15 protein-coding genes are annotated in these 17358 nt (G+C 72.9%); 14 read left to right on the top strand and 1 reads right to left on the bottom strand.

Features of this window, described 5'->3' with window-relative positions; all coding sequences use genetic code 11:
- Positions 1–107: 107 nt before the first annotated feature.
- The gene (locus AF335_RS36095) at positions 108–917 is read right to left on the bottom strand and encodes a hypothetical protein (protein ID WP_146045400.1); all 810 of its coding nucleotides are present in this window, start codon (positions 915–917) and stop codon (positions 108–110) included.
- Between the two features lie 330 nt (positions 918–1247).
- Here AF335_RS36095 and hisI point away from each other — a divergent pair, with 330 nt between their 5' ends.
- From hisI to AF335_RS00500, 14 genes are all read left to right on the top strand, one after another.
- Positions 1248–1631 carry a phosphoribosyl-AMP cyclohydrolase gene (hisI, locus tag AF335_RS00565; RefSeq protein WP_102916962.1) on the top strand — a complete coding sequence of 128 codons (384 nt, stop codon included), beginning with the start codon at positions 1248–1250 and terminating at the stop codon, positions 1629–1631.
- An 11-nt stretch (positions 1632–1642) separates the two neighbouring features.
- Positions 1643–3169, top strand: a complete 1527-nt coding sequence (locus AF335_RS00560; RefSeq protein WP_102916276.1) for an anthranilate synthase component I — start codon at positions 1643–1645, stop codon at positions 3167–3169.
- 91 nt (positions 3170–3260) lie between these two features.
- Positions 3261–3914, top strand: a complete 654-nt coding sequence (locus AF335_RS00555; protein ID WP_102916275.1) for a TIGR02234 family membrane protein — start codon at positions 3261–3263, stop codon at positions 3912–3914.
- A 112-nt stretch (positions 3915–4026) separates the two neighbouring features.
- Positions 4027–4260: an HGxxPAAW family protein gene (locus AF335_RS00550; RefSeq protein ID WP_102916274.1), complete on the top strand. Its 234-nt coding sequence runs from the start codon at positions 4027–4029 to the stop codon at positions 4258–4260.
- Between the two features lie 105 nt (positions 4261–4365).
- Positions 4366–4797: a DUF2752 domain-containing protein gene (locus AF335_RS00545; RefSeq protein ID WP_102916273.1), complete on the top strand. Its 432-nt coding sequence runs from the start codon at positions 4366–4368 to the stop codon at positions 4795–4797.
- A gap of 225 nt (positions 4798–5022) precedes the next feature.
- Positions 5023–5832, top strand: a complete 810-nt coding sequence (gene trpC, locus AF335_RS00540) for an indole-3-glycerol phosphate synthase TrpC (RefSeq protein WP_102916272.1) — start codon at positions 5023–5025, stop codon at positions 5830–5832.
- Between the two features lie 64 nt (positions 5833–5896).
- A complete protein-coding gene (trpM, locus tag AF335_RS35280; protein WP_102916271.1) occupies positions 5897–6085 on the top strand; it encodes a tryptophan biosynthesis modulator TrpM in 189 nt (62 codons plus the stop codon).
- Positions 6086–6137: 52 nt separating this feature from the next.
- Positions 6138–7382 (top strand): tryptophan synthase subunit beta, encoded by a 1245-nt coding sequence (trpB, locus tag AF335_RS00530; RefSeq protein WP_102916270.1) that lies wholly within the window; start codon positions 6138–6140, stop codon positions 7380–7382.
- Positions 7379–8194: a tryptophan synthase subunit alpha gene (gene trpA / locus AF335_RS00525; protein ID WP_102916269.1), complete on the top strand. Its 816-nt coding sequence runs from the start codon at positions 7379–7381 to the stop codon at positions 8192–8194. The genes trpB and trpA overlap by 4 nt, the downstream gene beginning before the upstream one ends.
- Before the next feature lie 64 nt (positions 8195–8258).
- Positions 8259–9041, top strand: coding sequence for a DsbA family protein (locus AF335_RS00520; RefSeq protein ID WP_102916268.1), 783 nt, complete (start codon positions 8259–8261; stop codon positions 9039–9041).
- 120 nt (positions 9042–9161) lie between these two features.
- Positions 9162–10025 (top strand): prolipoprotein diacylglyceryl transferase, encoded by an 864-nt coding sequence (gene lgt, locus AF335_RS00515; RefSeq protein ID WP_102916267.1) that lies wholly within the window; start codon positions 9162–9164, stop codon positions 10023–10025.
- 208 nt (positions 10026–10233) lie between these two features.
- Positions 10234–10965 (top strand): VIT1/CCC1 transporter family protein, encoded by a 732-nt coding sequence (locus AF335_RS00510; RefSeq protein WP_102916266.1) that lies wholly within the window; start codon positions 10234–10236, stop codon positions 10963–10965.
- A 313-nt stretch (positions 10966–11278) separates the two neighbouring features.
- Complete coding sequence (gene gltB / locus AF335_RS00505) at positions 11279–15862, top strand: glutamate synthase large subunit (RefSeq protein WP_102916265.1); 4584 nt, start codon at positions 11279–11281, stop codon at positions 15860–15862.
- A complete protein-coding gene (locus AF335_RS00500) occupies positions 15855–17315 on the top strand; it encodes a glutamate synthase subunit beta (protein ID WP_102916264.1) in 1461 nt (486 codons plus the stop codon). Before gltB ends, AF335_RS00500 begins: the two co-directional genes overlap by 8 nt.
- The last annotated feature ends 43 nt before the right edge of the window (positions 17316–17358 follow it).

Here is a 17358-nt window from a genome sequence, read left to right as displayed (position 1 = left end):
GCCGTGCCACGGTGCCGCGCTCGTGCCTGGTGTCCTCAATCGCCGGACGGGCTGAAAACCAGCCCGTCCGGCGATTGAGGACACCGCGCGTCAGCGCGGAAGGGGGCCTAATCCGGCAGCGCCTCCGTCAGCTTCGCGCCCCCCGGCCCCGTGCTCCGCGTGATCGTGCAGGTGACCTCCGACTGCCCCCGGTCGTACGTCGACTTCGCCGGATACAGCGTGTACGAGTAATACGTCCGGCCGTCGGCTATGGAGCGAACGCGCTCCTGGGCCTTCTTCTCGCAGAGGCCCTTGGCCTTGGCCTGGATGTCCAGCTCCGTGCTGAACGTGCCCGTCAGCGTCGCGTTGGCGATGACCTCGCCGTCGTGGCTCGTGTCGCAGGAACGCGTGGTCACCCGGGTGACACCGCTGCTCAGGTGCGGGTGGTCGAAGCACTGGCCGGGCTTGAGCACCACGTACGGCACCCGGGACACGGACGGCGACGACGGCTCGGCGGAGCCCGACGGGTCGAAGCCCGAGGGGGCGTCGGAGGGCGTGCCGGGGGTCGTGCTCGGCGCCTCGGACGGCGCGGCGGACGAGGCCGAGGAGCTCGGTGACGCCTTCGCGGACGGCTTGTCGTCACCGCCGCCGGACGTGAGGATGACGCCGCCCACTATCAGACCCGTCACCAGCACGGCCGCGACCACGATGGCGGCGACCTTCGCGCCGTTGCCGCCCGAGGGCGGCGGCGGCATCGGCGGGGCGAACTGCCCGTACTGGCCGAAACCCTGCGGAGGCTGCGGCTGTCCGTAAGGCTGACCGTACGGCTGCGCGGGCGGCTGGGCCGGCGGCTGCGGCGGTCCGAAGTTCTGGGGCGGTCCGAAACCACCGCCGTGGCCAGGCGGTTGCGGGGGGTTCGGCGGCGGCGGAGAGCTCATGCGCGACAGCATGCCGTACGCCGCTGACAGCCCCTCCGGCGGGCTCCCGATCGACCCACCCTTACCGGCCACCATCTCCGTACGGGCCCGCGCACCGGTCTCCCCGGGCCCCGTCCCGGCCCCGCGCCTGCGGCGGGCTTTCCCCACCCCGCCCCTTCCCGAATGTCCTCAAGCGCCGGACGGGCTGAAATTCAGCCCGTCCGGCGCTTGAGGACCGGGGTCCGGGGCAGAGCCCCGTTCGGGAAGGGGCGGGTAGGGGAAAAAGCCCCGCGCAGCGGCACCCACCCGCACCCGCACCCACGCCCCGCCCGTAGCGGCAGAATGGACCGCATGACCGGCACCACCCGCCCCACGCCCGACACCGCCCCCACCGCCCTCGACCCCGCCATCGCCGCGCGCCTCAAGCGCGACGCCCACGGCCTGGTCCCCGCCATCGCCCAGCAGTACGACACCGGCGAGGTCCTCATGCTCGGCTGGATGGACGACGAGGCCCTCCACCGCACCCTCACCACCGGCCGCTGCACCTACTGGAGCCGCAGCCGCCAGGAGTACTGGGTCAAGGGCGACACCTCCGGCCACGTCCAGCACGTGAAATCCGTGGCCCTGGACTGCGACGCGGACACCCTCCTCGTCAAGGTCGACCAGGTCGGCGCCGCCTGCCACACCGGTGACCGCACGTGCTTCGATGCCGACGTCCTGCCGCTGGCCCAGTAGCATCCGCTGCCATGGCAGCCACGACCCCGGGTGACATCGCCCCCGACGCCGCAACCTTCCGTACGCTCGCGAAGGACCGCCGGGTCATCCCGGTCACCCGGCGGTTCCTCGCCGACGGGGACACCCCCGTCGGCCTCTACCGCAAACTCGCCGCCGAGCGCCCCGGCACCTTCCTGCTGGAGTCCGCCGAGAACGGCCGTACCTGGTCCCGCTACTCCTTCGTCGGCGTCCGCAGCGCCGCCACCCTCACCGTCCGCGACGGCGCCACCCACTGGCTCGGCACCCCGCCCGTCGGCGTGCCCACCGACGGCGACCCGCTGGAGACCCTGCGCGCCACCGTGGCCGCCCTGCACACCCCGCGCGACCTCATCGAGGGCACCGGGCTGCCGCCCTTCACCGGCGGCATGGTCGGCTATCTCGGCTACGACATCGTGCGCCGCCTGGAGCGGATCGGCGAGCACGGCGCCGACACCCTCGGCCTGCCCGAGCTGACCATGCTCCTCACCTCCGACCTCGCCGTCCTCGACCACTGGAACGGCACCGTCCTGCTGATCGCCAACGCGATCAACCACAACGACCTCGACACCGGAGTCGACGAGGCGTACGCCGACGCCGTCGCCCGCCTCGACGCCATGGCCGCCGACCTCCACCGGCCCGCCCCGACCGACCCCACCACCCTGCCGCCCTCCGAGCTCCCCGAGTACACCGCCCGCTGGGGCGGCCCCGATTACATGGCGGCCGTGGAGGACGTCAAGGAGCGCATCCGCGCGGGCGAGGCGTTCCAGGTCGTCCCCTCCCAGCGCTTCGAGACCCCCTGCGAGGCGTCCGCCCTCGACGTCTACCGCGTGCTCCGGGCGACCAACCCGAGCCCGTACATGTACCTGCTCCGCTTCGACGGGTTCGACATCGTCGGCTCCAGCCCCGAGGCGCTCGTCAAGGTCGAGGACGGGCAGGCCATGGTGCACCCCATCGCCGGCACCCGGCCGCGCGGCGCCACCCCGCAGACCGACGCCGCCCTCGCCGAGGAACTCATGGCCGACCCCAAGGAGCGCGCCGAGCACCTGATGCTCGTCGACCTCGGCCGCAACGACCTCGGCCGGGTCTGCGAGCCCGGCAGCGTCGAGGTCGTCGACTTCATGTCCATCGAGCGCTACAGCCACGTCATGCACATCGTCTCCACCGTCACCGGCCGCCTCGCCCCCGGGCGCACCGCCTTCGACGTCCTCACCGCCTGCTTCCCCGCCGGCACCCTCTCCGGCGCGCCCAAGCCCCGCGCCATGCAGATCATCGAGGAGCTGGAGCCCGCCCGCCGCGGCCTGTACGGCGGCTGCGTCGGCTACCTCGACTTCGCCGGGGACTCCGACACCGCCATCGCCATCCGCACCGCCGTGCTGCGCGACGGCACCGCCTACGTCCAGGCCGGCGCGGGCGTCGTCGCCGACTCCGACCCGGCGGCCGAGGACGCCGAGTGCCGCAACAAGGCCGCCGCCGTGCTCCGCGCCGTCCACTCCGCGAACCGGCTCCCCCACCGGTCGTGAGCCGCCCGGGAGCCGCCGCGGCGCGCCCCGGGACGCCCGCACAGGGGACCCCGGGGCGCCCGCCCGGCACCGACGAGAGATAGTGGTAACCGTGAGCGCAGCCGTACCCCACCCCCGCCCCCACGTCGAGCCCGCCGCCCGGACCGGCGCCGGCCGCCGTCGCAGCGTCGGCACCGCCCTGCTGGCCGGCGCCGCGGGCGCGGCACTCGTCCTCCTGGCGGGCGGCCGCACCTGGTCCGAGGGCACCACCCAGGTCAACGGGTCGCCGGTCGCCCAGAGCGCCAGCGGCCAGGACGTCGGCGGCCTGCCCGGCGCCCTCGCCATCGTGGCCCTCGCCGCCCTCGTCGCGGTCTTCGCCGTCCGCGGCGTCTGGCGCACCGTCGTCGCCGGCCTGCTCGCCCTGAGCGGCGCGGGCGTCGTCGCCGGCGCGGTCACCGGCGCCACCGACACCGCCGCCCTGGAGGAGAAGGCGTCCCGCGCCAGCGGGCTCACCGGCGCCGCCATCGACGGCGTCTCCCACACCGCCTGGCCCTGGGTCGCCCTCGCCGGCGGCGTGCTGCTGCTCCTCGCCGGGCTCCTCGCCCTGCGCTACGGCCGTCACTGGCCCGCCATGTCCAGCCGCTACGAGCGCGACGGCACCCCCCGCCCGCGCCGCGCCCGCACCGCGCCCGACCCCGACCGCCCCGAGGAGCTGTGGAAGGCCCTCGACCGCGGCGAGGACCCCACCGGCGACACCCGGCCGTGACGCCGTCCTGACACGCCCCACCCCAGAGCGAGGCGGCCCCGGCCGTCGGGGACAATGACCATGAGCGTTCCCCGCGCCCCAGGGCGCGCCACAGCAACGAGGAGTCTTAGTCATGTCGGGTAGCAGCCACGGACACACCCCGGCCGCCTGGACCGGTGTCACCATCGCCTTCATCGGCTTTTGCGTCTCCGGCGCGTTCATGGTGGCCGCCAAGCCGGCCGGGTTCTGGGCGGGCATCGTCGTGATCGCCCTCGGCGGCGTCGTCGGCGGCATCATGCGCATGATGGGCCTCGGCCAGGCGTCCAAGACCGCCGTCAAGAAGGCGCAGCCGCAGACCCAGGGCTGACCGCCCCCGGAGCTCGTTGCGAAGAGGCGCGGCCGAGGACCCGTACGGCGGTATCCGCCGGGTCCCCGGCCGCGCCTTCGCGCTGCCGGGCGGAGACTGGGAGCCGTGAGCGACAGCGCCGGCCGTGCCCCCGCCCGGGCCGTGGCGCGCCGCCTGACCGCTCCGCTCGGCGTCGCGGCGGGCATCGCCGTCGCCGCCGGCTACGTCGCCGCCGTCGACCCCGGCCGGCCGGGCCACTACCCCGCCTGCCCGCTGCTGCGGTACACCGGCCTGTACTGCCCCGGCTGCGGCGGGCTGCGCGGCCTGCACGCGCTGTGTCACGGCGACCTGGCGGCCGCGGTGGGCGCCAACGCCCTCGCCGTCGCCGGCTACGCCGCCTTCGCCCTGCTCTGGGCCGTCTGGACGGTCCGGGTGCTGCGCGGCGCCGGCGGGATCCCGGTGTTCCCGAGGGCGGCCCAGTGGTGGGCGCTGGGCGGGCTCGTCCTCGCCTTCACGGTCGTACGGAACCTGCCGTGCGGCTCGGCACTCGTCCCCTAGCGGGCCCGCCCGCGGCTCCGCCGCGCATACCCGGCGGCCCCGCGGGCGATCATTCAATCGATCTCGTGTGCATTCCCGGGGCGTCCACTGGGCATCCACGGAGTGGGACCCGCGTCAACCGGATGCGAAACCTTCGCCCTCCGGCAAGTACCATCGCAGTGCCTGGTGAGGATGTTTCCCGCCCCACCAGCCCAGACCAGCCGAGTCCGGAAGGGGGCCGCTCGCGTGAGTGTGCTCGACGAGATCATCGAGGGCGTCCGTGCCGACCTCGCGGAGCGGCAGGCGCGCGTCAGCCTCGACGAGCTCAAGGAGCGGGCGGCCAAGGCCCCGCAGGCGAAGGACGGCGTCGCCGCCCTTCGCGGCGAGGGCGTCAGCGTCATCTGCGAGGTGAAGCGCTCCAGCCCCTCCAAGGGCGCGCTCGCCGCGATCGCCGACCCCGCCGGCCTCGCCGCGGACTACGAGGCGGGCGGCGCGGCCGTCATCAGCGTGCTGACCGAGCAGCGCCGCTTCGGCGGCTCGCTCGCCGACCTGGAGGCCGTCCGCGCCAAGGTCGACATCCCGATCCTCCGCAAGGACTTCATCGTCACGGCCTACCAGCTGTGGGAGGCGCGGGCCTACGGGGCCGACCTGGTCCTGCTGATCGTCGCCGCGCTGGAGCAGGAGGCCCTGGTCTCCCTGATCGAGCGGGCCGAGTCCATCGGCCTCACCCCGCTCGTCGAGGTGCACGACGAGGAGGAGGTCCAGCGCGCGGTGGACGCCGGCGCCCGGATCATCGGCGTCAACGCCCGTAACCTCAAGACCCTTGAGGTCGACCGCGGCACCTTCGCCCGCGTCGCCCCCGAGATCCCGGACGGCATCGTCAAGATCGCCGAGTCCGGCGTGCGCGGCCCGCACGACCTCATCGCCTACGCCAACGACGGCGCCGACGCCGTCCTGGTCGGCGAGTCCCTGGTGACCGGCCGCGACCCCAAGGCCGCCGTGGCCGACCTGGTCGCCGCCGGGGCGCACCCGGCGCTGCGGCACGGGCGGGGCTGACGTCCCGGATGGCCGACAGCCGCAGCCGCCGCACAGGGCCGGGCCGACGCCCGGCCCCGCCGGCGTGCCCGCGGCCGGTTCGTCCGCCGGCGGCTCCTACGCGCGCCTGGCCCGGGGCTGCCGTCCCCGGGGCTGCCGCGCGCCCGCGCGCCGCGTGCTCGGCCGGCGCGTGCGTTACCACATCGGCTGTGAGCCGGGGCAGATCAACGGAATGCGATGGCGCGGCGGCGCAGTCACCGCCGCGGGCCGCTGAGGCACCGCTTTTTCCGTAGACCGCACCGTCACGCCTTTCGAGGAGTACGCACGTGTCCTCTGAATTCTTCATCCCGGACCCGGAGGGTCACATCCCGAGCGCCGAGGGTTACTTCGGCGCCTTCGGCGGCAAGTTCATCCCGGAGGCCCTCGTCGCCGCCGTGGACGAGGTCGCCGTCGAGTACGAGAAGGCCAAGGCCGACCCCGCCTTCGCCGCCGAGCTCAACGACCTCCTGGTCAACTACACCGGCCGCCCCAGCGCCCTGACCGAGGTGCCGCGCTTCGCCGCACACGCGGGCGGCGCCCGGGTCTTCCTCAAGCGCGAGGACCTCAACCACACCGGCTCGCACAAGATCAACAACGTGCTGGGCCAGGCGCTGCTGACCAAGCGCATGGGCAAGACCCGCGTCATCGCCGAGACCGGCGCCGGCCAGCACGGCGTCGCCACCGCCACCGCCTGCGCGCTCTTCGGCCTGGAGTGCACCATCTACATGGGCGAGGTCGACACCGAGCGCCAAGCGCTCAACGTCGCCCGGATGCGGATGCTCGGCGCCGAGGTCATCGCCGTGAAGTCCGGCAGCCGCACCCTGAAGGACGCCATCAACGAGGCGTTCCGCGACTGGGTCGCCAACGTCGACCGCACCCACTACCTCTTCGGCACGGTCGCCGGCCCGCACCCCTTCCCGCAGCTGGTCCGCGACTTCCACCGGGTGATCGGCGTCGAGGCCCGCCGGCAGATCCTGGAGCGCGCCGGCCGGCTGCCGGACGCCGCCGTGGCCTGCGTCGGCGGCGGCTCCAACGCCATCGGCCTGTTCCACGCCTTCCTGCCCGACACCGGGGTCCGGCTCATCGGCTGCGAGGCCGGCGGGCACGGCCTCGCCAGCGGTGAGCACGCCGCCACCCTCGCCGCCGGCACCCCCGGCATCCTGCACGGCTCCCGCAGCTACGTCCTCCAGGACGAGGACGGCCAGATCACCGAGCCCTACTCCATCTCGGCCGGGCTGGACTACCCCGGCATCGGCCCCGAGCACTCCTACCTCAAGGACGCCGGCCGCGCCGAGTACCGCGCCGTCACCGACGACGAGGCCATGCAGGCGCTGCGGCTGCTCTCCCGCACCGAGGGCATCATCCCGGCGATCGAGAGCGCCCACGCGCTGGCCGGCGCGCTGGACCTCGGCCGGGAGCTGGGCGAGGACGGGCTGATCCTGGTGAACCTCTCCGGGCGCGGCGACAAGGACATGGACACGGCGGCCCGCTACTTCGGGCTGTACGACGCCACCGAGGGGGCGGCCAAGTGAGCGGCAACATCGAACTGCTGAACAGCACCCTGGCCGCGGCCCGCGCCGAGAACCGCGCCGCGCTCGTGGGCTACCTCCCGGCCGGCTTCCCGACCGTCGACGACGGCGTCCGCGCCGTCACCGCGATGCTCGAAGGCGGCTGCGACGTCGTCGAGGTCGGGCTGCCGCACAGCGACCCGGTCCTCGACGGCCCGGTTATCCAGACCGCCGACGACATCGCCCTGCGCGGCGGCGTCAAGATCGTCGACGTGCTCCGCACCGTCCGCGACGCGCACGCCGCGACGGGCGCCCCGGTCCTGGTCATGACGTACTGGAACCCCGTGGACGCCTATGGCGTCGAGCGGTTCGCCGCCGACCTGGCCGAGGCCGGGGGAGCGGGCTGCATCCTCCCCGACCTCCCGGTCGAGGAGTCCGAGGTGTGGCGCAAGGCCGCCGAACAGCACGGCCTGGCCACGGTGTTCGTGGTCGCCCCGAGCAGCCGCGACGACCGGCTCGCCCGGATCACCGCGGCGGGCACCGGCTTCGTCTACGCCGCCTCCCTGATGGGCGTCACCGGCACCCGGGAGTCCGTCGGCCACGAGGCGCAGGAGCTGGTCCGCCGCACCCGCGCCGTGACCGAGCTGCCCGTCTGCGTCGGCCTCGGCGTCTCCGACGCCGCGCAGGCGGCCGAGGTCGCTCAGTTCGCCGACGGCGTCATCGTCGGCTCGGCCTTCGTCAAGCGCCTGCTGGCGGCCCCCGACCTGGAGGCGGGCCTGACCGCGGTCCGGGCCCTCGCGGGTGAACTCGCCCAGGGCGTACGCAAGCGCGCGTAACTCTTTTGATGGAACCGACGACCGGGGGCGCGCAGGCCGCGCCCCCGGTTCGTTGTACAGGGACGTGAGCCAGAAGAACTCTGAGGGAAAGCGCAGCGCCCGCGAGCGCCTGCAGGAACAGCGCCGGCAGGAGGAGAGCCGCACCAAGCGCAAGCGGACCCTGATCGCCGCCGTGGTCGTGGTCGCCGTCCTCGGCGCCGGGGCCGGGATCGCCGCCCTGGTCGCCGGCGGCGGCAAGGACGACAAGAAGAAGACGGCCGGCCCCCTGGTCGCCCCGCAGGGCGCCACCGGCAAGGACACCGTGACCATCCCGGTCGGCAAGCCCGACGCCAAGTCCACCCTGACCGTCTACGAGGACTTCCGCTGCCCCGGCTGCGGCCAGTTCGAGATGGGCTTCCGCGACACCGTCCGCGACCTGGAGGCCAAGGGCCTGCTCAAGACCGACTACCACCTGGTCACCCTGATCGACGGCAACCTCCGCGGCTCCGGCTCCCTCAACGCCGCCAACGCCGCCGCGTGCGCCCAGGACGCCGGGAAGTTCGCCGCGTACCACGACCTGCTCTTCAAGAACCAGCCGCAGGAGACGGACGACGCCTACGGCAAGAAGTCCCGCCTGATCGAGCTGGCCGGCCGGATCCCCGGCCTGGACACCCCCGCCTTCCGCAAGTGCGTCGAGGACGGCACCCACGACAGCTGGGTGAAGAAGTCCCACGAGGCGTTCAGCAAGTCCTCCTACCACGCCACCCCCACCGTGCTGCTCAACGGCAAGGACGTCTACGGCGACCAGGCCAACCCGCTGACCCCCGACAAACTGCGCGAGATGGTCACGGCCAAGGCCAAGGGCTGAGCCCGGCGCGAGGCCCGGCCGGCGGGGCGGCCGGGCGCCGGGCCCGCCGGTGCGTTACGCAGCCGTTGTGCCGGGTGGGTTGCCGGGTGCCCGGCCCGGCAGGGTAGCGTCGGAGCTGCCATGGAAATCGCTTACATTCCCAGCCCGTCGACCGGGGTGGTCCATCTCGGACCGGTCCCGCTGCGCGGCTACGCCTTCTGCATCATCATCGGCGTCTTCGTCGCCGTCTGGATCGGCAACCGACGCTGGATCGCACGGGGCGGCCGGGCGGGCACGGTCGCCGACATCGCCGTGTGGGCGGTGCCCTTCGGGCTCGTCGGCGGCCGGCTCTATCACGTGATCACCGACTACGAGCTGTATTTCGGTGAGGGCCGTGACTGGGTCAACGCCTTCAAGATCTGGGAGGGCGGCCTGGGCATCTGGGGCGCCGTCGCCCTGGGTGCCGTCGGCGCCTGGATCGGCTGCCGGCGCCGTGGCATCCCGCTGCCGGCCTGGGCGGACGCCCTCGCCCCCGGCCTCGCCGTGGCCCAGGCCATCGGCCGCTGGGGGAACTGGTTCAACCAGGAGCTCTACGGCAAGGCCACCGACCTGCCCTGGGCCCTCAAAATCGACGCCGACCCCGCGATCGGCCGCGTCGCCGGCACGTACCACCCGACGTTCCTCTACGAATCGCTGTGGTGCCTGGCCATCGCGGCGCTTGTGATCTGGGCGGACCGCCGCTTCACCCTCGGCCACGGCCGGGCCTTCGCCCTCTATGTGGCGGCGTACACCGTCGGCCGCTTCTGGTTCGAGTATCTGCGGGTGGACGACGCCCACCACGTACTGGGCCTGCGGCTCAACGGCTGGACGTCGATCGTGGTCTTCATCGGCGCGGTGGTCTACATGCTGATCTCCGCCAAGCGGCGCCCCGGCCGCGAGGCCGTGGTGGAGCCCGCCGCGGTCGAGGACGCCGGGAAGACCCCGGAGCCCGCGAAGAAGGGCTGACCGCCGCCCGACGGCTGGTGCCGATCGGTACCTGATCGGCACCAGACTCGGCAACGACCAGGGAATTTTCCGAGCCTCTCCGCAAACCCGCAGGTCAGAGAGGTAAGTTCGGCCTTCCTTGCTAGCGGATCATGGCCGTTCGTGCGTACCTTCGATTTGTCGGGGAGGGCGACGGGCCCTTCCCGAGGGGAAGGGAGCACCCGGAGACATGTCTGTCCTCGACGCCGTCGAGGCGCCGCACGTGGCGCATCGCGACAACCACACGCACCGCGACGTGAACGGCGGCTGGCTGCGGCCCGCGGTCTTCGGCGCGATGGACGGCCTGGTCTCCAACGTCGCCCTGATGACCGGCGTCGCGGGCGGCGCCGCCTCCTCGGAGGCGATCGTGATCGCCGGCCTCGCGGGTCTCGCGGCCGGCGCCTTCTCCATGGCCGCCGGCGAGTACACCTCCGTCGCCTCGCAGCGTGAGCTGGTGCTGGCCGAGCTGGAGGTGGAGCGCCGTGAGCTGCGCAAGCACCCCGCCGACGAGCTGGCGGAGCTGGCCGCGCTCTACGAGTCGCGGGGCGTCGAGCCGAAGCTGGCGCTGGAAGTCGCCATGCAGCTGTCCCGCGACCCCGAGCAGGCGCTGGAGATCCACGCCCGCGAGGAGCTCGGCATCGACCCCTCCGACCTGCCGTCCCCGGCGGTCGCCGCCGTCTCGTCCTTCGGCTCCTTCGCGCTGGGCGCCCTGCTGCCCCTGCTGCCCTATCTGCTGGGCGCCACCCAGCTCTGGCCCGCCGTCCTGCTCGCCCTGGCCGGGCTCTTCGCCTGCGGGGCCGTCGTGGCCCGGGTGACGGCGCGCAGCTGGTGGTACAGCGGCCTGCGTCAGCTGCTCCTCGGCGGAGCCGCCGCGGGTGTGACTTACCTCCTCGGTATTGCCTTCGGCACCGCTCTGGGGTGATGCTTATGCGGGCAGCCGCATAACGTCAGCGTTACCTCGCGGTTTCAAGCCCTTGACGACCGGGCACAATCCGGAAGCGCAGCGGGCAACGCCGCCCGCTCTGCGCTGTGTCCGGCGCGGCCGGGCCGGGTGATCCCTCGGCCTCCGGAGTTCGCCACCTCGTCCGCAGTGTCCACATGCTGGATTGAATCGTCCGCTTTCCGAGAAGCGGCCCATCATGTAACCTGCACCAAATTTTCTTTCCGCAGAGGGCCAACGTCGTCCCTCGGCACATGCACATGCCATGACTGCCATGACGACGACGGGAGAGCCGATGCGTCCCTTGTTTGCCGCATCCCACCCCGCCCAGCAGGGGATGTACGACCCGCGGAACGAGCACGACGCCTGTGGCGTCGGCTTTGTCGCGACCCTCACCGGCGAGGCGAGCCACGCGCTCGTGGAGCAGGCCCTCACCGTTCTGCGGAATCTGGAACACCGCGGCGCCACCGGTTCCGAGCCCGACTCGGGCGACGGTGCGGGCATCCTCCTCCAGGTCCCGGACGCCTTCCTGCGGGAAAGCGTCCCCTTCGCCCTCCCCGAGGCCGGCGGCTATGCCGTGGGCATCGCCTTCCTCCCCGCCGAGGAGGCCGCGGCGGACGCCGCCGTCTCGCGGATCGAGACGATCGCGGCCGAGGAGGAGCTCACCGTCCTCGGCTGGCGCGATGTCCCCGTCACCCCCGACCTGCTCGGCAACGGCGCCCGCGCCACGATGCCCGTCTTCCGCCAGCTCTTCGTCGCCGGCGCCCCCGCGGACGGGCCCGTGCCGAGCGGCATCGCCCTCGACCGCAAGGCGTTCGTGCTGCGCAAGCGCGCCGAGCGCGAGGCCGGCGTCTACTTCCCCTCCCTGTCCGCCCGCACCCTCGTCTACAAGGGGATGCTCACCACCGGACAGCTGGAGCCCTTCTTCCCGGACCTCTCCGACCGGCGCTTCGCCACCGCCATCGCCCTGGTCCACTCCCGCTTCTCCACCAACACCTTCCCCAGCTGGCCGCTCGCCCACCCCTACCGGTTCGTCGCCCACAACGGTGAGATCAACACCGTCCAGGGCAACCGCAACTGGATGCGGGCCCGCGAATCCCAGCTGGCCTCCGACCTGTTCGGCGGCGACGGCGACCTCACGCGGACCTTCCCCGTCTGCACCCCCGACGCCTCCGACTCCGCCTCCTTCGACGAGGTCCTGGAGCTCCTCCACCTCGGCGGGCGCTCCCTGCCGCACAGCGTCCTGATGATGATCCCCGAGGCATGGGAGAACCACGCCTCCATGGACCCGGCCCGGCGCGCCTTCTACCAGTACCACTCCACCCTCATGGAGCCCTGGGACGGACCCGCCTGCGTCACCTTCACCGACGGCACCCTCGTCGGCGCCGTCCTCGACCGCAACGGCCTGCGCCCCGGGCGCTACTGGGTCACCGACGACGGCCTCGTCGTCCTCTCCTCCGAGGTCGGCGTCCTCGACATCGACCCCGCCAAGGTCGTCCGCAAGGGCCGCCTCCAGCCCGGCCGGATGTTCCTCGTCGACACCGCCGCGCACCGCATCATCGAGGACGACGAGATCAAGGCCCGGCTCGCCGCCGAACAGCCCTACGGGGACTGGCTGGAGGCCGGTCTGATCGACCTCGCCGACCTCCCCGAGCGCGAGCACATCGTGCACACCCACGCCTCGGTCACCCGCCGCCAGCAGACCTTCGGCTACACCGAGGAGGAGCTCCGCGTCATCCTCGCCCCCATGGCCAGGACCGGCGCCGAGCCCATCGGCTCCATGGGCACGGACTCCCCGATCGCGGCCCTCTCCAAGCGCCCCCGGCTGCTCTTCGACTACTTCACCCAGCTGTTCGCGCAGGTCACCAACCCGCCGCTGGACGCCATCCGCGAGGAGCTCGTCACCTCGCTGATCTCCTCCCTGGGCCCCGCGCGCAACCTCCTCGACCCCACCGCGGCCTCCTGCCGAAGCGTCACCCTGCCCTTCCCCGTCATCGACAACGACGAGCTCGCCAAGCTCATCCACATCAACGCCGACGGCGACCTGCCCGGACTGAAGGCCGCCACCCTCGCCGGCCTCTACCGCGTCAGCGGCGGCGGCGAGGCGCTCGCCGCCCGGCTGGAGGCGATCTGCGCCGAGGCCGACGCCGCCATAGCGGGCGGCGCCCGCCTCATCGTGCTCTCCGACCGGCACTCCGACGCCGAGCACGCCCCGATCCCCTCCCTGCTGCTCACCTCGGCCGTCCACCACCACCTCATCCGCACCAAGCAGCGCACCCAGGTGGGCCTGCTGGTCGAGGCCGGCGACGTCCGCGAGGTCCACCACATCGCCCTGCTGATCGGCTACGGGGCCGCCGCCGTCAACCCGTACCTGGCGATGGAGTCCGTCGAGGACCTCGTCCGCGCCGGCACCTACTTCCGCGACCTGCCGGACACCGGGCCCGAGGACGCCATCGCGAACCTCATCAAGGCCCTCGGCAAGGGCGTCCTCAAGGTCATGTCCAAGATGGGCATCTCCACCGTCGCCTCCTACCGCGGCGCCCAGGTCTTCGAGGCCATCGGCCTGGCCGGCGACTTCGTCGACACCTACTTCCACGGCACCGCCACCAAGATCGGCGGCATCGGCCTGGACGTCGTCGCCCAGGAGGTCGCCGCCCGGCACGCCAAGGCGTACCCCGCCACCGGCATCGCCGCCAGCCACCGCCGCCTCGACATCGGCGGCGAGTACCAGTGGCGCCGCGAGGGCGAGCCGCACCTCTTCGACCCCGACACCGTCTTCCGGCTCCAGCACGCGACCCGCGCCCGCCGCTACGACATCTTCAAGCAGTACACCCGGCGCGTGAACGAGCAGTCCGAGCGGCTGATGACGCTGCGCGGCCTCTTCTCCCTGGCCGGCGACCGCCCGGCCGTCCCGCTGGACGAGGTCGAGCCCGTCAGCGAGATCGTCAAGCGCTTCTCCACCGGCGCCATGTCGTACGGCTCCATCTCCCGCGAGGCCCACGAGACCCTCGCCATCGCCATGAACCAGCTGGGCGGCAAGTCCAACACCGGTGAGGGCGGCGAGGATCCCGAGCGGCTCCACGACCCGGCCCGCCGCTCCAGCATCAAGCAGGTCGCCTCCGGCCGCTTCGGCGTGACCAGCGAGTACCTGGTCCACTCCGACGACATCCAGATCAAGATGGCCCAGGGCGCCAAGCCCGGTGAAGGCGGCCAGCTGCCCGGCCACAAGGTCTACCCCTGGGTGGCGAAGACCCGGCACTCCACCCCCGGCGTCGGCCTCATCTCGCCGCCCCCGCACCACGACATCTACTCCATCGAGGACCTCGCCCAGCTCATCCACGACCTCAAGAACGCCAACCCCGAGGCCCGCATCCATGTGAAGCTGGTCTCCGAGGTCGGCGTCGGCACGGTCGCGGCGGGCGTCTCCAAGGCCCACGCCGATGTCGTCCTGATCTCCGGCCACGACGGCGGCACCGGCGCCTCGCCCCTGACCAGCCTCAAGCACGCGGGCGGCCCCTGGGAGCTCGGCCTCGCCGAGACCCAGCAGACCCTGCTGCTCAACGGCCTGCGCGACCGCATCGTCGTGCAGACCGACGGCCAGCTCAAGACCGGCCGTGACGTGGTCGTCGCCGCCCTCCTGGGCGCCGAGGAGTTCGGCTTCGCCACCGCGCCGCTGGTCGTCTCCGGCTGCGTCATGATGCGCGTCTGCCACCTCGACACCTGCCCCGTCGGCATCGCCACCCAGAACCCCGTGCTCCGCGAGCGGTTCTCCGGCAAGGCCGAATTCATCGTCAACTTCTTCGAGTTCATCGCCGAGGAGGTCCGCGAGCTCCTCGCCGAGCTGGGCTTCCGCACCCTGGAGGAGGCCGTCGGCCACGCCGAGCTCCTCGACACCGGCCGGGCCGTCAGCCACTGGAAGGCCCAGGGCCTGGACCTGGCACCGCTGCTGCACGTCCCCGAGCTGCCCGAGGGCGCCGTCCGGCACCGTGTCACCGAGCAGGACCACGGTCTGGCCAAGGCCCTCGACAACGAGCTCATCGAGCTCGCCGCCGACGCCCTCGCCGTGGCCTCGGCCGAGGACGCCCGCCCCGTCCGCGCCCAGGTGCCCATCCGCAACATCAACCGCACCGTCGGCACCATGCTCGGCCACCGGGTCACCCGGCAGTTCGGCGGTGCCGGACTGCCCGACGACACCGTCGACATCACCTTCACCGGCTCCGCCGGCCAGTCCTTCGGCGCCTTCCTGCCCCGCGGCGTCACCCTGCGCCTGGAGGGCGACGCCAACGACTACGTCGGCAAGGGCCTCTCCGGCGGCCGGATCGTCGTCCGCCCCGACCGCGGCGCCGACCACCTCGCGGAGTACTCCGTCATCGCCGGCAACACCCTCGCCTACGGTGCCACCGGCGGCGAGCTCTTCCTCCGGGGCCGGGTCGGCGAGCGGTTCTGCGTCCGCAACTCCGGCGCCACCGTCGTCTCCGAGGGCGTCGGCGACCACGGCTGCGAGTACATGACGGGCGGCCGCGCCGTCGTCCTCGGCGAGACCGGCCGCAACTTCGCGGCCGGCATGTCCGGCGGCGTCGCCTATGTGATCGACCTCGACCCCGACAACGTCAACAAGGAGCTGGCCGCCGCCGTCGACACCCTCGACGCCGACGACCGGCGGTGGCTGCACGACGTCGTGCGCCGCCACCACGAGGAGACCGCCTCCACCGTCGCGGCCCGCCTCCTCGCCGACTGGGACGCGGCGGCCGACCGCTTCCGCAAGGTCGTCCCGGCCACCTACAAGGCAGTGCTCGCCGCCAAGGACGCCGCCGAGCGAGCGGGTCTCTCCGAGAAGGAGACCCACGAGAAGATGATGGAGGCGGCGACTCATGGCTGACCCCAAGGGCTTCCTGACCACCGGCCGCGAGCTCGCGCGGACCCGCCCCGTCGGCGAGCGCGTCAAGGACTGGAACGAGGTGTACGTCCCCGGCTCCCTGCTGCCGATCATCAGCAAGCAGGCCGGCCGCTGCATGGACTGCGGCATCCCGTTCTGCCACAACGGCTGCCCGCTCGGGAACCTCATCCCCGAGTGGAACGACTACGCCTACCGCGAGGACTGGCGGGGCGCCAGCGAGCGGCTGCACGCGACCAACAACTTCCCCGAGTTCACCGGCCGCCTCTGCCCCGCCCCCTGCGAGTCCGCCTGCGTGCTCGGCATCAACCAGCCGGCCGTCACCATCAAAAACGTCGAAGTCACCATCATCGACAAGGCGTGGGACAACGGCTCCGTCACCCCGCAGCCGCCCGAGCGGCTCTCCGGCAAGACCGTCGCCGTCATCGGCTCCGGCCCCGCCGGGCTCGCCGCCGCCCAGCAGCTGACCCGGGCCGGCCACACCGTCGCCGTCTACGAGCGCGCCGACCGCATCGGCGGCCTGCTCCGCTACGGCATCCCCGAGTTCAAGATGGAGAAGCGGCACATCAACCGCCGCATCGAGCAGATGCGTGCGGAAGGCACCAAGTTCCGCACCGAGGTGGAGATCGGCCGCGACATCGACGCCGCGAAGCTGCGCAAGCGCTACGACGCCGTGGTGATCGCCGCCGGTGCCACCACCTCCCGCGACCTCCGGGTGCCCGGCCGCGAGCTGGGCGGCGTCCACTTCGCCATGGAGTACCTGCCGCTGGCCAACAAGGTGCAGGAGGGCGACCTCACGGTCTCCCCGATCACCGCCGAGGGCAAGCACGTCGTCGTCATCGGCGGCGGCGACACCGGCGCGGACTGCGTCGGCACCGCCCACCGGCAGGGCGCCGCCTCCGTCACCCAGCTGGAGATCATGCCCAGGCCGGGGGAGGAGCGGAACGAGGGCCAGCCCTGGCCCACCTTCCCCATGCTCTACAAGGTCACCTCGGCGCACGAGGAGGGCGGCGAGCGGGTCTACTCCGTCTCCACCACCCACTTCGAAGGCGACGAGGACGGCAACGTCCAGTGGCTGCACCTGGTCGAGGTGGAGTTCAAGGACGGCGCGCTCACTCAGTTGCCCGGTACCGAGCGGCGCATCCCCGCCCAACTCGTCACCCTCGCCATGGGCTTCACCGGCACAGACGTGCGAAACGGCCTGGTCGAGCAGTTCGGCCTGGAGCTGGACGCGCGCGGCAACATCGCCCGCGACGCCGATTACCGGACCAACGTCCCCGGCGTGTTCGTCGCCGGCGACGCCGGGCGCGGCCAGTCGCTCATCGTCTGGGCCATCGCCGAGGGCCGCTCCGCCGCGCGCGGCGTGGACCGCCACCTCACGGGCGCCAGCACCCTGCCGGCGCCGGTGCGGCCGACGGACCGGGCGCTCACCGTCTGAGACCCGGCACCCCCTGAACACGCGGCGCCCGCCCTTCCCCGAC

This window comes from Streptomyces eurocidicus (assembly GCF_002891295.1).
Classification (GTDB): domain Bacteria; phylum Actinomycetota; class Actinomycetes; order Streptomycetales; family Streptomycetaceae; genus Streptomyces; species Streptomyces eurocidicus.
Note: the sequence above shows the minus strand (reverse complement) of the source record. Positions and strands in the feature narration are given on the sequence as shown.